Genomic DNA, 17332 nt, shown 5'->3' on the forward strand with positions numbered 1-17332 from the left:
GTTATGAATTCAGCCCCGCTGAATTATAACCGTTGTTGTGGCTAGTTTTTTTTCTTAATATTTTTACTATTCTATTATACATTATTTCCGACAAACTCCAATTGTACCCATCAAAATCGACTGTGTTTGTATATTGAACAATTACAGCATCTATGTCTTTGTGATATTTGGCAATTGTTTGATAACCAGGAATTAGACCTGTATGTTCATATTTGTAAAGTGAGGTGTAAATTTCTTGCTCTTCTTTATTTTTAAAAACAGAACCATCATTTAGTGCTCGGATAAATTTACCTAAATCTTCTGCTGTTGCCAGCATAAGATTATTGTTATCTGTTTTTAAGTCGTTTTCATAGCCAACATAATAACCGCTCATTACATCATCTAAATCAACATCTTTAATAGAACCAAATGTGTTATTAAGATGCAAAGGGTCTAGAATGTTTGCTTTAATGTATTGAAATTTACTTTCTCCTGTAACCTTTTTAATAAGTTTCGTGAGTAATAAATAATTTGTGTTACTGTATTCAAATTCTGCATTAGGTTCAAAGTGGGCTGGTAAATCTAGCACCAATTCAAGTCTTTCTTTATCGTTTTGTTTTGGGTGAGCCCAATAACTATTAATTCTTGTGAAATCTGGAATTCCACTTCGATGCTGAACCATCATTCTTACCGTAATTTTATTGGCATTATCAATGCGTTCTTCTAATTCTGGGAAGTAATCGGCAAGTGTTTTGTCTAAAGATAAGCGTTTGTCAGTCACCAATTTAGTAATAGCAAGAGCCGTATATAGTTTGCTAACACTAGCAATTTTGAACAATGATTTTGGGTCGGCAGGTACTTTATTTTCTCTGTTTTTGTAGCCTGAAGTAAAAAATTCTGATTGATTTCCTGTTTTGTTTACACAAACAATAATTCCATCAAATCCGTAATCCGCAGCTTTATCAACTTGTTCCTGAACTGAGTTTGGAAGTGGCTTTACCCAAGCGGATACAATAGGCCACGGAACAAAATACAATGAAATTATTGTTCCCAAGAACAATAAAATTCTAATTATTTGTTTTGATTTTTTTTTAGTCATTTTATTTTCTGCACGCTGTTGTTTTCAAATTAGCCACAACGGTTTTGTATATGGCTCGTAGCGTGTAAATTAGCGATTAATTTTCGGTTGGGCACAAGCCATATTTTTAAATTTTACTATTTATTTTTTTACTGAAAATCGTCAAATTTAAAAATTTGGCGACATTCCAAATATGCCTTAACTTCGATTAAGCAACTACCAAGCTATGAGCTATATACGTTGTTGCCACACGTTTTTTAGTCGGGTGTTACTTCTTGAGCGTGAACTCTAATTCTATCTTGATAACTCAATAAATCCTTCGATTCGTAAAACTCCTTTAATTCATCAAATGTAAGCCATCTCGAACCCAACATTTGTTCAACATATAGTTCATCAAAAATTTTATAACTAACGGCTTTACCTTTTACATTTTTTGACGTTAACGATTTTTCTGTTTCTTTAATCTTTAAAACTTCACATATCGGTACGTGAATTCCTGTACTCACTAATTTACTATCCGCTGAAGCTATATAAGACGTTGGTCTTAAAAATGCCGAGCAATATGGAAATCGATAACCACCAGTTGTTTTTTTACCTTCGTAATTAGAACAATAACCTGACTTACAAAGATTTTTGTCTAATTTTTCAAATTGAGCTCCAATGTTACCGCTTGATAAATTTAGACTTTTAGTATTCCAAGTTTTGTACTGAAGTACTAAAAATCTCGCTTGATTTGTTTTAAGGTTAAATTGCTCGTAAATTAAATCTGCTCCAATTATATGCTCTGGCTTATCTGGATGAAGTAGCCTTAATCTCAAAACTTTTCCATTCGGAAGTTTGAAATCTTTAAACTCTTCGTTTTCATATAACGTTTCTGAAATTTTAAATGAAGGTCTTTCCGCTAAATAGAAATCCGCATTTAGAATTTTATGTTCTGAAACTTTTCTCGGTTGAAAATATTCGAGTGCATTTTTGTAGTCAAAAATCCGTTTGTTTAAAAATCTTTTTGATTTGTCTTTTTCTACTATTTCCTCTAATTCTGCAAGTTCTTCCTCAATTAAATCTGTTGGATTGACTTCCTTTTCTTTTGTTGATTTTGCAAGTGCTTTTTCTTTGAAATATTTTACCCAATCACTTTCATTTTTTCGTGCGAGAAGCGTTGTAACTTCTTCATAAAGTTCAGGATTTAGGTCATTTATTAAATCCAAAGTTTGTTCGTATGTTATTGGCTGGTGAGTTCTTTTAGCAAGACTAACAGCCTCTCGAACAGCGTTTACTGCTTGATAGGCATTATTCCGTCGTTCGTCTTCGTTATATTCTTCGTCACTAAAATAACTCATAGGCGATGGTTTTTTTTAAATGTGTGGCAACTCGTTATATAAGTACTAAAAGTACTGTTAATATATTTTACCTTTCCGTATAAGAGAACTTTTAAGTTCTGTTTATATTTTTAGAAAAGCAAAGATTATTACCAAACTTACTAAGTTTTTTCTAAATTGCGTTTTTAAATAGTATTAATCTAGTGAACACAAACTGAACACGATTTTGAACACTAAGCCAATATAGAGGGTTCATTAGTTCTTAAAAGCCTTATAAATAAAGGAATTTGAAGAACTCATAACCCGAAGGTCACTGGTTCGAGTCCAGTTCCCGCTACTAAATAACTCCCCACCTAGGGGAGTTTTTTATGGAAGAATATTTGGTCTACATTTTAGCTTCGGACCGTACAGATAAACTTTACAAAGGCTATACTTCCGATCTTATATCTCGATTTGCTTCGCACAATGAAATGGGCATAAAGGGCTGGACAATGAGATACCGTCCTTGGCGAGTGGTTTTTGTCAGGTTTTTTAGTTCTAAGAGAGCCGCGATAGAATTTGAAAAGTTTTTAAAAACTGGAAAGGGGAGGGAGTGGATAAAGAAGAATAATATTGTTTGAAAGCAGGGGCTCATATCGGCCGCGGCCGACACTGGTTCGAGTCCAGTTCCCGCTACTAAATAACTCCCCACCTAGGGGAGTTTTTTATGGAAGAATATTTGGTCTACATTTTAGCTTCGGACCGTACAGATAAACTTTACAAAGGCTATACTTCCGATCTTATATCTCGATTTGCTTCGCACAATGAAATGGGCATAAAGGGCTGGACAATGAGATACCGTCCTTGGCGAGTGGTTTTTGTCAGGTTTTTTAGTTCTAAGAGAGCCGCGATAGAATTTGAAAAGTTTTTAAAAACTGGAAAGGGGAGGGAGTGGATAAAGAAGAATAATATTGTTTGAAAGCAGGGGCTCATATCGGCCGCGGCCGACACTGGTTCGAGTCCAGTTCCCGCTACTAAAAAAACCAGTTGCTTCGCAGCTGGTTTTTTGTTTTTATGATATTTGAGGTTGGTTTAAATAGTCCAGCCTTCCTCTCCCTTTAATCGTGGGAGGCAGGATGGATTTTGAAGCAAGCTTCAAATCGCAATTAAAGATTGGCGGTCAGAGAATAGCCTGCCCTAAATCTCGAAGCTAGTCATCGCCTATTCTGATACAAAGGGATGTGTTACGAGTTGAATTAAAGAATAATGTAAGTATTTTTTAGAAATAGAGAACAAATATAGTTGTCCATTTAGCACATGATTTGCAAAGGTGGCTAATGTATAATCTTCGCTTTAAAAATTTCTGAGTCTAGAAAATCATTTAATTTCTTTTCTAGGGTTGCTTTTTCCTTTTTGACTTTATTAAATTTGTTTCTCATTTCATGAAAATAATCAGTTAGATCACTAGGAAGTTCTTTTTCAATGGCTTTATCGATCATAGCATCTCTTATATCAAGGTACTCTTGATAGGCTTTTTGTCTTGCATTTTCTCGTTTTGCCTTTGCTTTTGCCATATCTATTGTTTTCTTAGGCTCTTTTTCTTTGGATGCGGCTTTTTCCTCCTTGTTAAAATCATCTTCTATTTGCTCAAATATGGCGTTTGTATCCTCCCAAGCTTCCGACAAATTCTTATGAAATTCTGGATGCGAGTCCTCATATTCCATAACTGCCTGATTGTAATCTGCTTTGGCTTCATTATATTCTTTTTCCCATTTCTGTAGTTTTTTGATGATTTCTTCTATACGATCCATATTTCTATTTTATTGGTGAGAGAAAAAAATTAACTAAAGTATTTATAATCAAATATATATAAAATATTTTATGTAGAAAAAAGTATTTAATAGGGTTGTTTGCTTACCACTGAATCCCCAATGCTGCGTTCTGCTGTAATCATCTAAGCTGGAGCACAACGCTTTTAATTTCACTTTCAGATTAAAAGGGATTCTTTAAATTTTTTTCTAAAATTCACGTCTTACATTTCACTTTTCACGAAATCAAAACCATACACTCCCATACACTATCCATGGAGTATCTATGGAGTATCTATGGAGTATCTATGGAGTAGCTATAAGTGAATAAAGTTACGTTTTAAAAGAACGATGAATTTTTCTATTCTTGTCCTTTATTTTGCTTGTCCAAAATAAACGACGAAACAAAAAGACACCTTTTCAGAGGAATTTTGCCTTGTGCTGTCGCACATGTCAAACCGAAACCAAAACTCTGCGTCCATCCGTAAACGGCTGAACTGAATCTCAGAGCTTTTGGTTCCATATTCTGATGAAAAGGGTTGCTTTACATTATGGGTTGAGGAAGTGTTGGTCCTTTTTAGAAAATATTTGCCATTAGACAATAGTAAGCCTCTTACTTTTCACATTTCACGTCTCACAATCATTACACACCATCAACTATCAACCATCAACTACAAAACCATACACTATCCATGGAGTATCTATGGAGTATCTATGGAGTATCTATGGAGTATCTATGGAGTAGCTATAAGTGAAGAAAGTTACGTTTTAAAAGAACGATGAATTTTTCTATTCTTGTCCTTTATTTTGCTTGTCCAAAATAAACGACGAAACAAAAAGACACCTTTTCAGAGGAATTTTGCCTTGTGCTGTCGCACATGCCAAACCGAAACCAAAACTCTGCGTCCATCCGTAAACGGCTGAACTGAATCTCAGAGCTTTTGGTTCCATATTCTGATGAAAAGGGTTGCTTTACATTATGGGTTGAGGAATTGTTGGTCCTTTTTAGAAAATATTTGCCATTAGACAATAGTAAGCCTCTTACTTTTCACATTTCACGTCTCACAATCATTACACACCATCAACTATCAACCATCAACTACAAAACCATACACTATGCATACACTCCCCATACACTATCTATGGAGTATCTATGGACTAGCTTTAAATGAATAAGGAGTATTTTTTAAATTAATTAAACATCTAAAACTGTAACAAATTCTCCAATAACTTTTAAACTACTTATTTCATCTTCTGTTAATACTATATTCTTAAAAGTTGGATCAAAAGATAATGGTTTTAAAATTATAGATTGATGATGCCAACTATCTTCTGATATAATTTTTTCACTATGATATGATTTTACAGTATAGCCAGAGCCAAAGTCTGAGTCTTGAATATTATAATGTTCAACTAGAACAATTTTGCCTTCACGAGTACCTCCAGGGTCTTTTTTAAATAGGCACCAAGAACCATTTTGAATTTTTTTATTCATAGATTCACCAATAACTTGACAAACAAAATAATCTTCTCTAGCTACAATATTAATTGGTAATTCAATCCACTTATAATTTTCATAATCTCTTCGAATCTGTAAGTCACTAAATTTACCTGCTGCTGCATAGATATCTAAGAGAGGAACTGAATTAATATATGGTTTGACGTCCGAAAAGGGTAAAATTCTTAATTTACTACTTATTTTGTATGAGGTAATATGTTCTTTAAAATATTCTCGTAGATTCTTGTCACAAGCATAGATGTAAGCACCTCGAATGCCTCTATACATTATTGTTTTGTAAATGTTGATGATAAACTCTTTTAGATACTCAATGTCGTCTATTCCTCTTTTGCCGTTCTTGTCAAAGTATTTTGATTTATCTATTTCAATTTGATTGGTAAATTTGTTAAAGGAGATTTCTTCTCCAAAAATAACCCCTGTATAATTCAAGTCATAACCTTGAGTTGTATGAATACAACCAACCTCTTTAAATGCATTTTCTGAATTTATCCAATCCTTATCAGTTTTATTCCATTGCAATTTAACTCCATCAATTTCAATATCAATTGCATCAAGGTTTGGTTTTGGTTTTTTCTTAGGATCAGATAGCCACGGCCATGAATAACCTGCAACTAATCTACATAGACCATATTCTGTCTCTTTAATTGATAGTTGTTCATACATGTCCTTCATTGAATCAAATACAACTAGGTCATAATTTTCGGGAGAGTAAAAACTTTTAGTATCACGATTAATGTTTAACAAGTCATCTACAAAAGTGATATAGTCATTTCCTCCCTTTGACCGCATTTGCGATCGAAGTTCTATCTCAATTGTGTTTTTTTGATGTATTAGCTTCTCAAAATTAAAAGATGGAATGTCCGAAGGTTTAACAGATTGAGCAGGATCATAGAAAAAAATTTGATTTTTACTATTTGCAATTATCCAATCTAACTCAGTGCCAGAATTGTCTAAACCTAATTTTTGATTATTTTTTTTGAATACACCCATCCAACCAATGTTTTTATATTGTCTTAAACGATGAGCTTCATCAACTATCAACAAGTCGTAATTTTTTTTGAATGTGTCAGAGGGACTAATTATCATTGATGACTTTAAGTCTGGTATTTTTCTAAATACATTTTGTAAAGTTTTTCGTAAGGAACTCATTGCTACAACGAACCCAATTTTTGCCTTAGGATATTTCTCTTTATATGCTCTGATTAAATTAATTTCTTGAATTTCATTATCACTAAAATCATCCATATTTGTATCAGAAACATCCGAGCCAAGAAGTTTTATTAAATAGGTCGCAAGAATAGTTTTTCCGGTTCCAGCACTTCCTTTAATGAATATTTGATTTGATTCACTTCTTGTTAAAGCCTCAATAATTTCTAAAACAGAATTGTATTGATCTTCATTAAGAGACTTGTATGGAGAATATTTGAAAAGTTCTGAGTTTTCAATCTCTTCAAGTGATTTACTTACTATTTTACTTTCAATTAATTTACCCCAAATATTTTTGAAAAGATCCTTATAAAGGTCTTGCTGATAGTAATTATGATTAATTAAACCATGATTTCCATTTTGTAATTCATAAGTTCCTTCTGAAGATATGTATTGAATTAATTTAGATTCAATATCAAGAGTTGCAGACTTATTAAATTTATCAGAACCAATTATTGATATTTGATTAAAGACATTCGCCTTTTTTGGATTAGCTAAATGATTTTTTATTCTATTTGAAAAATTTGTTGACTCTCCAACATAAGCCACTCTTTTGGTTTCGTTTTGAATAAAATATACCAATGGCCATTGGTTTTTTACCCAAGGATTATTGTTTATTTTATGAAGTGAGTTTTTATCAAAATTGTAACGCTTTGAAACCTCTACAGATAATTCAAAGTTGGGAATCATAAATTAGTATACTTTTTCGCAGAGCCTTTTGATTTCTGAATAGGATATTTTTCTCCATTCATTTTAATTTTATGAAGTATTATTTCTTTTACATTAAAATCATATTTTTCAGCTAAAAGGAAAGCGTAAGCAAATACATCTGCTAATTCTTCTTTTATTGCTTCTTTATTAGCTTCCTCAGGTTTCTTCCATAAAAATTCTTCAAGTAATTCGCTTGATTCAATATTTATAGCTAAAGCTAAGTCTTTTGGATTATGAAACTGCTCCCAATCACGCTCATTTCTGAATGCTATCAATTTGTCTATAATTATTGTAATATCGTTCATTAATTGTATTTCTAAGTTTTTATTATCTAATGAAACACAATTCTCAAACTGTTTTTGAATAAGTAAGCAGTTTTGCTAACTGATAGTCGCATTTTTCTGAAAAATGTATTCCGAAATTCTTTCAGTTTAAAAATAGATAAAATTCTTTTCTTTTTATGTCTAGTTTTTAATTGAGTTTTATTCTTAAAAAAAAGAAATCGAAAATAATTTAATTATCAACTACCTAGGTTATTAATATTTAATCCTATCTCTCAGACTCTTCATTATTAGGATTTAATTTATTTGAATAATAGTAAAGATCATCTTAGGTAGGTTCATACCCATCTTTAAATCCATTTGGCATAATGAAATTATTTAAATGATTTCTACTATTTTCTGGAGTTCTACTCTTCCATGTTATAATATTTTATCAATCCTCATACCCGCACAGTGTTCTTCCTATATTCTTTGCTTCCGTCAATGTTACCTTATAAGTACTTGTTGAACAATTTGAAAGTCCGCGACAGTCTTTTTTATAATGGTACTTTTTGCTGTATTTTCCTTTGCAGATATAGACGTTGGTTTCGACCGTAATAAATGCAGTGCTCACACTGAACACCAAAAATAAAAAGGTGGTGCTAAAAAATAATCTATAGAACTTCTGGGGAGTTAGCATGATGTGGTTTTTAATTTTTAAAAGTAAATATCAATAAAATAAAATTAAGTATTATTTTTTTCGCCATTCCCAAGGTGGTATCGGATTTTTGTCAATCCATAATCCAAGTTTATTTTTTCTGGCATATTCCTCTAATTGATCCAGTGAAGGATCTTTGGAATATTTTAAAAAGTGCCAAGCAAATCCATTTTTCACTAGCGCTTCATTTAAAGTTAAAAAATCATCATAGTATACGATCGCAATTGATCTACCATAGCGATCTTTACTTATGATGTCAAGGCATATGTTTTTACCAACAATAGCGTCAGAAGTAAACTGTTTTGCAAGTTTTGAGAATGGTTGTTTTTTTTCAGGACAGTCAATACTTGCAATTCTTATACGATGAACAATAGAATCTTGCGTTAATAATTTGAAAGTGTCTCCATCTGTGATGGAAACAACTTTACCGTAGATTGATTGACCATAACAAAATGAGCTTCCAATTAAAAAGATTAGAAAAAATGAATAAAAAGATCTCGATAGCATTTGTTTCAAAGTATCTAATTTTGCAAGATAAATTCTTGAATAACTTTATCCATGTTGGAAGGGATGTCATTAGTTTTAATTTCAGAATACCTTATATCCATATCCTCAAGCCAATTAGACCAAAATTTTCTAAGCACCTCTTCTTCGTATGTATTTTTTTTATCGGGATTTAAACCCAGGACTAGCACATCCAGATTTTGTAAATTCTGTGAGGCTGGAATAAAACCAAAGCCTTTTTGTTTGAATTCTGATTCCCATTTCTCATCGTTTAAGCCCCATGACCGAATATCTTGTGGTCTGAGGTAAGAGGTTTTGTTGTCATTTTTTCTTTTATTATCAATATGAAACATATAACCGTCAGTTAATATAATTAGAATATTCCTATGATCATCCTCTATGCAATAATCCTTCAACTTTGATTTGAAAAAATTCCAAGTATCGGAACCAACATAATTGCCATCTGAAATCGCCAATTCATAAATTTGTTTTGGTTTTTCCGTATACGCTTTTTGGATTTCGTCAAATAATTCAAGCGTCACGTTTTGTCTGGTGATATCAAATTTTAATTCTTGTGAGATTTTATTTATTTTCTGGTTTTTAGGCTCAGGGTCGAAGTATAAAGCTATCTTGTCATTCATTTTTCTAACTTTTTTTTGCTTCAAATGGGTAGTAAATGCTGTTATAACAGAATTGATATACCCTATATCTCTGAGGTAGTTTTGCATGGCTTCGTTTGGATACTTTATGGTGTCAATTCGGTCAGAGAGGTCTAAAAGGATGCTGATATTTAGATTTGTTTCATCTTTTATATTATCAATTTGTACTGTATTTTTTTTCAATTCTTTTTTATCATCATTATCGTTTTTACACGCACAAGCGAGGATTGTAAGAATGATGATATATATAAAACTATTCTTCATGTTAATTTTTGTTGGTGAAAATCAAATTTTGATAGTCCATTTCATTTAAATCCATATCTTTTAAATGGTTGTCGGCAATTGTCTGGCATCTGTTCCTTAATTCATCTTTTTCTTTCGTGGGTAATGCTATTTCAGCATTTATAGCCTGAAACCAACCCTCTTTATATTGATAGTGATAATGTAAATATTGCTTAATTGGAAATATGAATCCATCGATACGTCCTTGTATTTCATTAATCCTTCCCTGGAGTGATGCCAAATCTCTTTTGATTTCGTCTTGAGTATTTTTAAGTAACTCAATTGAGTTACTTAAATTTTTTATTTCCTCTTTTCGAGCATTAATAAACGCCCTAATTTTATCAACATTTTCATGCTCTTTCATCACAAAATCAAATACTAGTCCCCAGATAATATACACCACAAATCCGGCAAATATGATTCCCCAGAAGTTGACACTTTGTACAGCATCTTCGGGTGTGAATTGTTGTCCGACTAATGCTTCATATAGAAATATTTTTCTTTCGATTAAGTAAGCTAGGATAACATCAAAAATGAATGTTAGAATTAAAAGAACTGCTAATTTTATTATTGCTTTCCAGCCTTTAATCTTTTGGAACATATGAATTAAATATCCTAAACCCATAAACACAAAAGGAATTGTGCCAACAAATAGTGCTTCTAGCCACCCATCTCTTGTTGCTTTACCAAGCGCATCAGCATCAAAAATTGCTGCGGTTAGGCTTGAAGTTTCAAAATCTTTAAAAAAGGCTGAATAGGATGCAGAAATATAGAACACAAAAAGATAGATGGTAATAGGCAGTAATAGAAATAATCCTATATAGAATTGGGCCTTAGGTCTTTTGTCAGCATCAATACCATATTTGTTTGGATTTTCTCTTACATCAATCATTTCGAATCGCTTACTTTCAATCCTATCAAGTTGTTTTTGCTCTTTCTCTTCAGCTATTTGAACAGCTGTTTCTCTTTTCTTAATTTCTGATTTAACCCGTTCTTTATCTTCTATGTAAGGCTTTTTTAATTCGTCCTGTTCATTTTTTTGCCGTCTACACTGGTCTTCATAGCTATTGTATAAATTTTTTAGACAAACACCAAACGTGATATCATTTCCTGAAGCTTTAACTGAGGCCCCATATCCACTTTGAAAATATGTAATTCTAATTTTTTCATTGTCGATAGAGGTGTCTGTAATTTCCGATTGAGACACTGCTTTTTTAAGTGTAAATAGTTTTTTAATATTTTCCATTTAATCAGAATTTATAAGTTTTAATAGCTCCTCTTTGGGTTTGTTTTCTTTAGCCGCAGACAATAAAAAATCAGTTAACTCAACTATATTATCTTCTAGGAATTCGAATTTTTTACAATATTTTTTTAGAGTATTATATTCATCTTCTGTGACCTTACCATCTACCCATATCATTCGTGCTAAATCATAGAGAAATTCAATTCTTTGGTTTAATGATTGCGGAATGGAGGATGAGTAGTTGTTAGGACTTAACAAAAGTTCATTTAATTGTTCTTGAGAAACACCTCGTTGTTCAGCAAATTCATATAGCATTTTCATTTCTAAAACATCAAAGTCTTCGTCCGATAATGCAATTTGATAGAGCCTTAAAAAATGAGATTTTAGTTCCGTTGATATTTGTTTATGACTCATATTTTACTTTATTTATTAAAAATCTTATCTCTTTGAAGCGAGTCACTTTCATCGCTCGATTCTTGATTTTGATTCTCCTTTTGTTTTGAGATATTGATTCCTATAATTATGAAGCAAATAGCAGATATAATATCCAAAGGAATCCAAATTGATTTTTCTTTTAGGTAAATCGGAAGAAAAGGATTAAATATAATTGCAATTAAGAGAAATGTTATAAACCAGTATGTTTTCCCCATATTACTTATTCCTACGAACAATGCACCTAGGAATATTACAACTCTTAAAATGTTATAATATCCAATTGGTAATGGTAGAATTGCAATTATCAACATAATTGCACATAAAATTGAAATCCATTTTATGCTTTTCATATTTATGTTGTGTGACATGTATTTGAGCAATAATAGCACCCATTTACTTTGGAATAATGCCTTTTGGCTTCACTTACTGCCAATTTACAACTTGAAAACTCACCTAGTTGAATTCGATTATCGGGCTTCGGGCAAAAGGTGCAATCCTCTCTATGTACTTCATGATCCCCGTTTGATTGCGTGTTTTTATTTACATAATATCGTGCCATAATAAAGTTTTATAATTTACTTTATCAAACCTACATCCTTGTTTAATCAAATCCTTACGGAAATCCGTAACACAATAAGAAAAGCACCATTGCTGGTGCCTTTCTCTACTTCCCCAAGTCGTCAACACAACGTGTTAACGTTACTACAATAGTAAAAAAAGGGTAGAGGTATTTTTTGAGGAAAACCGTATGTTGTAAAATTTATAGTAATCCAAGATCCTTTACGATGCTTACCAAATGGATGGCGTTGTTTGCCTTAAACTGAATCCGTAAGGCGTTGAGACGCTTTTCTACCGAACTTAAACTCGAAGGATTGACATTTTGGTCTTTAAAATACTGACTGATTTCTTGTTGGGATAACCCAAAGGACAACTGCTTTAGCAGTTCAATATCATAATCTTTTATTTCAAGGCTTTTAGGTTTTGATAGCGCTCCTGCCACTTGTGGAGAAACATACAATTCATTGTTATAGACCTTCTCTATGGCTTTTCTAAGCTCCACAGAGCCATTTCGATCTTTTAATACATAGGCGTTTATAGTGTGCTTTTTTATCAGTGATCTTACTTTCTGTAGTTGATCTTTCATCGAATATACGACGATGCGCAATGCTGGATGTTCAGTTCTTATAGTAGCTATTAATTCTTCACCAGACGCGATTTTACAATCCCGATGGTCTTTTTTAAAGGATAAATCGGTAATTAATAAATCAAATGGATCACCTTCCAAATTGCTCTTTTTAAGTTTTAACCAGGCCTCATCGCAATATTGTGCACTTACAACTTCTTCGGCATTCATGGAGGTTACCATGGCTGAAACTCCTCTATTTACATCGTCGTGATCGTCTACTACTAATACTTTTTGAAACATACTACATACTAATTCTGGCTTTAAAGCCTTTATGGGGTTCTGATTCAAAACTAATTTTTCCTTTTATAGAATTTATACGGTTTTCCGTATTGGATAGTCCAGTGCCTTTAACCAGAGTGCATCCCATGCCATTATCTGAATACTTGATATGTATTTTTTTTCTATTTATTTCAAAAGCTATATAAACAATTGTGGCCTTACTATGCTTTTTCATATTGATGAGTAGCTCTTGTAGTACTTTATAAATGGTTTTTCTTTTTAATGCTGAAGTTTTGTTCCAATCGATTTCTGAACTTGCTTTTAAAATAATATTGGTTTCTGAATTCTGAAAATGCAAAAGCAGTTCTTCCAGCTCTTTTCTGAAAGGTCTGTTACTCTCCAGAAGCGCATGTTCCTTCGAAATGTTTCTTGTTTTGTGGTAAATCTGTTCTAGTTCGTCAATGAGTTTTTCATCTGTGTTGGATTGCAGTTGAAGCTTCGTCATACACTGAAAAACATCATTTGCAACTTCATCATGCACCTTTTTTGAAATTCTGGACTCGGTTTCATATACTTGTTGTAATGCCTTTTTTTTGTGTCGTATGCGCTGGATGATATATAGAAATAAAATACTTAGAAGTAACAGCAATGCAACTCCAATCACAATAAGTAGTATAGTCTTACGATTTGCACTTACCACCTCACTCTTCTGCAATTGTTTTTCCTTTTCAGTAAACAGGGATACATACGTATTAAAATTGCTTCGTTGTAATTCTTGTTCACTACGAAGGCTGTCTTTTATAGTGATATACTCAGGTGCTACTTTGGTTTCCCCAAGACGAATGTTTAAGTCTAAAGCACTTTCGATATGTTGTAGGTTATTTGTTGATTGAGCTACGTCCAGCGCTCTTGAGGCGAAGCTTAGCGCCTGTATGGTATCTCCTTTTAACGCATGGTATTCTGACAAATGTTCGAGACTGGTTTGGATCCCCGAATTGTAATTTAATCTTTCTCGAATGGTAAGTGCTTGTTCTAATTTTAGAAGCGCATCGGGTGTCCCTATAACAGATTCGACAACACCTAAGTTATCCAAAGAGCGTGCTATTTGGATACTGTCGTTGGTTTTAATACTCGTCGTATATGCTAGTCGAAATTGCTCTAATGCTTGCGGATAGGCTTTCTTTTCTTGAAAGACATATCCCATATTATTTTGAATATAGCTAAGCTGAGAGGGTTTTTTAGCTACAGAAGCAGCAAGTTCGTAGAACGAAAGCGCTTGATTATAATTTTTTCTTTTGCGGTAGATCATACCAAGATGATTATACGCTCCAAGAGTATATTCTGTAGTTACATCATCAGACTCTAGGGTATTCAGGATCTCTAATGCTTCTGTGTTGAGCAGTTCACTTTCGTCAAGATACCCTAATTTTCGCTGAATTTCTGCGAGTTGTCGTAGGGCATAGACAAGGGTTAGTGGCTCTTTATTTTTAAGTCCACTCGCCTTATAGTCTGAATAAAATCGGTAAGCGTTTGCCAAGTCATTTTTTTCAATAGGCTTTATAATCCGCTGGTTATAGTAGGCAAGGCTGTCGGTTTTCGTTTGTGCGACCAAGGAACCAGATACAGCAATTTGCACGATAGCGTATAACAAAATGAGGGACGAAAAATACTGGTTTTTCATCCCTCTAAAGTACTAACAAATTATTGGTTTTTCATCATCCATCAACACCATCATCTCCAGGGGGTGGTGGAGGCGGAGGGGGTGGAATGTTCCCTTCTTCGTCACAGCATGCGACAGGAGTTGAGGTTCCTACAAGGGTTTCCGGAGTGCAAGAGAAAATTCCTGCATTGAGGAAAACCGTACAAATTATCATCACTATTTTCTTCATTTTGAATTGTTATTAAGGATCGGACATAGGAATGGCCGACCAAGATTGATACTCAGTTATAGGTTGCAGCGCTTGGCTGCATAGAAAAAAATGGAGACGTCTCTCCGGTGAGAAGTATGGAGTGAAACAGTCAGATAGATTTGATTACTTCTCATGGATCATTTCCATCCAACCTTGCAACTCCGTTACAATTATTAAGACCTTATTCCTGTAAGGATAGGGCGTTCAACAATTATGGAACAAATAAAAGAGGTTTTAAAAAAAATGAGTTGGGAAATAGTAGGGAAGTACTTGTGAGGATATTGGGAACTTTGTTCACAAGGGTTTTCAAAAAGAAATTGTAATTTTCAGTCGGTATGAATAAGAAACGAAATCAGGATAAATTATTAGAAGCCGTTTTTAAAAAAGCACAATCTGAGGATGCTCCAGATTCAGCTAATGGAATAGCTACCCACATACATCGCGCGTTAGAAACATCATGTACGCAGCCAATAAGTGTTGATGCAATTCGTGGATATTTTACGAAATTTAAAAAGGAAGAAGATTTTAATATTTCACAAGTGGCTAAAGATCAATTTGCCATGTATGTAGGTAAAACTGATTTTAAAGATTTCCTGAATAAGGATACCAGGAAGGTCATAAACAAGAAACGATACCAATTTTTAATTACTGTATTGATACTTGTAATCGCATTTTTTATGTACGATAGTACACGTAAAAAATGTATGATTTGGGATACGAACCGATATGTAAAAATTCATTGTGAAGAAGCAAATGCAAAGCCTATAAATCGAATGTTATTAAATAATTTTAAAAAGTTGAATCCTGAATGTAGCTCTAGTTTCTTTTTTGATGCTTCGGGAGCCCCAAAAGTGTGGTATTATAAAAAAGGGAAAGGAGATTTAGATTTATACAGCATGCCTGGGATACATCCCGTTAATGGAAAAACTTTAAATGATATTACACTATATATGATTAAAGCGCATCTTTGTGACAGTTTAAAGTGAAACTTTTGTGGGTTGAGATTACATAAAAAACCGTCACAGTTTAAATGTGACGGTTTTTTCTGGGCTCAAACAAATTAATTTTTACATCCATATTTACTACAAGAAATATTTTCAGTAGTATTTGACCAATGACTTGAATGCAAGTTCGTGTCTGTACCACATCCAGTGGTGCCTCCTTTTTGTCCTTTGTGGATTTCATTTGTTGGTATATGTTTAACTGCCATAATGAATTGTATTTAGAATGTTAATGTCTGTAATTATTTTCAAATTACTTTACGGATATCCTCAGTTACACAAAAAATAAAACCCTAATATTAAGTCTCTATGTGTTTAATCCTATTAGAGTTAGTCGTCACCTACTTGTGCATACGATTTGGAATACGTTTTTCGATTTTAAGCGGAAGGATGGCCTCGGAAAGTCCTGTAAATAAAGGGGTTTAATTTTTACATGTTTATGTTCAGATCTACTATTCTTTTATAATGCTTTACGCTGTGAATGTGCTATTTAAAAAAAAACAGGGAAAAAGTAAAACAGCAAGTATATATAGGCTAGGCCTTCGATACCTCAATAGTATTCTACTTCTTCTAAAGTCAGGTTTATAAATAAAGACGGAAACCACCCCCTTGACGTTAAATAAAAACTGCACAACAGCAAACCCGTAGCTTATTTTAAAAACATATAAGTGTCAATTAATTAGTGAGTGTCAAATAATAAGCGTAGGTTTGCCTCACAATAAAATCACCTATCAAGTTTTAAGGTAGTATATAGTATAATTAGTCTTACGAGTTTTTCTCTTCTTTCCAATTTTATTTTTACAATTACTTTTTCAATAGTGTTTTTAAGTTAATGAATTGCCTATGCAATTTTATTATAATTCTTTAGTATGCTTTTCTTACCTAGGATGTTTTTATTGGAAAAAATAATTAATAATTTAAAATTAAGTAAAAATGCAAGAAGGAACAGTAAAGTTTTTTAACAACTCAAAAGGATTCGGATTTATTAAATCATCAGAAACAGGCGAAGATATTTTCGTACACAATTCTGGTTTAACAGATGATATTAGAGAAGATGATAAAGTTCAGTATAACACTGAACAAGGAAGAAAAGGATTAAACGCTATTAACGTTGTAGTTGTAGACTAAATCTAATTACTCGTTACTTCTTATGGGGTAACGCTGTATATAAAAAGACCGTTCTACTAGAACGGTCTTTTTTTGTTTAACCTACAGTGACTGGTCTCGTTTCAATTGGATACCTTTAAAAGGTAGAGGTTTTCCGTGTTTTTCAACTGTGTTGTATGCAGTACTATCATTATCTGAGATGCTCCTGC

The 17332-nt window shown here is 32.9% G+C and carries 18 protein-coding genes; 5 read left to right on the forward strand and 13 right to left on the reverse strand.

The window, feature by feature from the left end; genetic code table 11:
• Position 1 precedes the first annotated feature (1 nt).
• The gene (locus tag ACFQO1_RS03375) at positions 2-1078 is read right to left on the reverse strand and encodes a serine hydrolase domain-containing protein (protein ID WP_380216562.1); all 1077 of its coding nucleotides are present in this window, start codon (positions 1076-1078) and stop codon (positions 2-4) included.
• A 236-nt stretch (positions 1079-1314) separates the two neighbouring features.
• Positions 1315-2397 (reverse strand): hypothetical protein, encoded by a 1083-nt coding sequence (locus ACFQO1_RS03380; RefSeq protein WP_380216563.1) that lies wholly within the window; start codon positions 2395-2397, stop codon positions 1315-1317.
• 347 nt (positions 2398-2744) lie between these two features.
• On the opposite strand from ACFQO1_RS03380, the gene ACFQO1_RS03385 reads away from it, so the two are divergent.
• Both ACFQO1_RS03385 and ACFQO1_RS03390 read left to right on the forward strand, forming a co-directional pair.
• A complete protein-coding gene (locus ACFQO1_RS03385) occupies positions 2745-2996 on the forward strand; it encodes a GIY-YIG nuclease family protein (protein WP_380216564.1) in 252 nt (83 codons plus the stop codon).
• 86 nt (positions 2997-3082) lie between these two features.
• A complete protein-coding gene (locus ACFQO1_RS03390) occupies positions 3083-3334 on the forward strand; it encodes a GIY-YIG nuclease family protein (RefSeq protein ID WP_380216564.1) in 252 nt (83 codons plus the stop codon).
• A gap of 355 nt (positions 3335-3689) precedes the next feature.
• Here ACFQO1_RS03390 and ACFQO1_RS03395 read toward each other — a convergent pair whose 3' ends face one another.
• Positions 3690-4166 (reverse strand): hypothetical protein, encoded by a 477-nt coding sequence (locus tag ACFQO1_RS03395; protein ID WP_380216565.1) that lies wholly within the window; start codon positions 4164-4166, stop codon positions 3690-3692.
• Positions 4167-4676: 510 nt separating this feature from the next.
• Here ACFQO1_RS03395 and ACFQO1_RS03400 point away from each other — a divergent pair.
• The gene (locus ACFQO1_RS03400) at positions 4677-4946 is read left to right on the forward strand and encodes a hypothetical protein (RefSeq protein ID WP_380216566.1); all 270 of its coding nucleotides are present in this window, start codon (positions 4677-4679) and stop codon (positions 4944-4946) included.
• Positions 4947-5358: 412 nt separating this feature from the next.
• On the opposite strand, the gene ACFQO1_RS03405 is transcribed toward ACFQO1_RS03400, so the two are convergent.
• The 10 genes from ACFQO1_RS03405 to ACFQO1_RS03450 form a co-directional block, all read right to left on the reverse strand.
• Positions 5359-7578, reverse strand: a complete 2220-nt coding sequence (locus ACFQO1_RS03405; protein ID WP_380216567.1) for a DNA/RNA helicase domain-containing protein — start codon at positions 7576-7578, stop codon at positions 5359-5361.
• A complete protein-coding gene (locus ACFQO1_RS03410) occupies positions 7575-7904 on the reverse strand; it encodes a nucleotide pyrophosphohydrolase (RefSeq protein ID WP_380216568.1) in 330 nt (109 codons plus the stop codon). The genes ACFQO1_RS03405 and ACFQO1_RS03410 overlap by 4 nt, the downstream gene beginning before the upstream one ends.
• A 706-nt stretch (positions 7905-8610) precedes the next feature.
• Positions 8611-9084, reverse strand: a complete 474-nt coding sequence (locus ACFQO1_RS03415; protein WP_380216801.1) for a thermonuclease family protein — start codon at positions 9082-9084, stop codon at positions 8611-8613.
• Between the two features lie 14 nt (positions 9085-9098).
• Complete coding sequence (locus ACFQO1_RS03420; protein WP_380216569.1) at positions 9099-10004, reverse strand: hypothetical protein; 906 nt, start codon at positions 10002-10004, stop codon at positions 9099-9101.
• A 1-nt stretch (position 10005) separates the two neighbouring features.
• Positions 10006-11268: an ABC transporter permease gene (locus ACFQO1_RS03425; RefSeq protein ID WP_380216570.1), complete on the reverse strand. Its 1263-nt coding sequence runs from the start codon at positions 11266-11268 to the stop codon at positions 10006-10008.
• Positions 11269-11679, reverse strand: coding sequence for a hypothetical protein (locus ACFQO1_RS03430; RefSeq protein ID WP_380216571.1), 411 nt, complete (start codon positions 11677-11679; stop codon positions 11269-11271).
• A gap of 8 nt (positions 11680-11687) precedes the next feature.
• Complete coding sequence (locus ACFQO1_RS03435) at positions 11688-12050, reverse strand: DUF6804 family protein (protein ID WP_380216572.1); 363 nt, start codon at positions 12048-12050, stop codon at positions 11688-11690.
• 410 nt (positions 12051-12460) lie between these two features.
• Positions 12461-13126 carry a response regulator gene (locus tag ACFQO1_RS03440; protein ID WP_380216573.1) on the reverse strand — a complete coding sequence of 222 codons (666 nt, stop codon included), beginning with the start codon at positions 13124-13126 and terminating at the stop codon, positions 12461-12463.
• Position 13127: 1 nt separating this feature from the next.
• A complete protein-coding gene (locus tag ACFQO1_RS03445; RefSeq protein WP_380216574.1) occupies positions 13128-14786 on the reverse strand; it encodes a tetratricopeptide repeat-containing sensor histidine kinase in 1659 nt (552 codons plus the stop codon).
• Positions 14787-14820: 34 nt separating this feature from the next.
• Positions 14821-14994, reverse strand: a complete 174-nt coding sequence (locus ACFQO1_RS03450) for a hypothetical protein (protein ID WP_380216575.1) — start codon at positions 14992-14994, stop codon at positions 14821-14823.
• Between the two features lie 356 nt (positions 14995-15350).
• Between ACFQO1_RS03450 and ACFQO1_RS03455 the strand changes: the two genes are divergently transcribed.
• Complete coding sequence (locus tag ACFQO1_RS03455) at positions 15351-16001, forward strand: hypothetical protein (protein WP_380216576.1); 651 nt, start codon at positions 15351-15353, stop codon at positions 15999-16001.
• A gap of 948 nt (positions 16002-16949) precedes the next feature.
• Complete coding sequence (locus ACFQO1_RS03460) at positions 16950-17144, forward strand: cold-shock protein (RefSeq protein ID WP_380216577.1); 195 nt, start codon at positions 16950-16952, stop codon at positions 17142-17144.
• Positions 17145-17332 lie beyond the last annotated feature (188 nt).

The organism is Jejudonia soesokkakensis, from assembly GCF_042664795.1.
In the GTDB taxonomy this organism is placed as follows: domain Bacteria; phylum Bacteroidota; class Bacteroidia; order Flavobacteriales; family Flavobacteriaceae; genus Jejudonia; species Jejudonia soesokkakensis.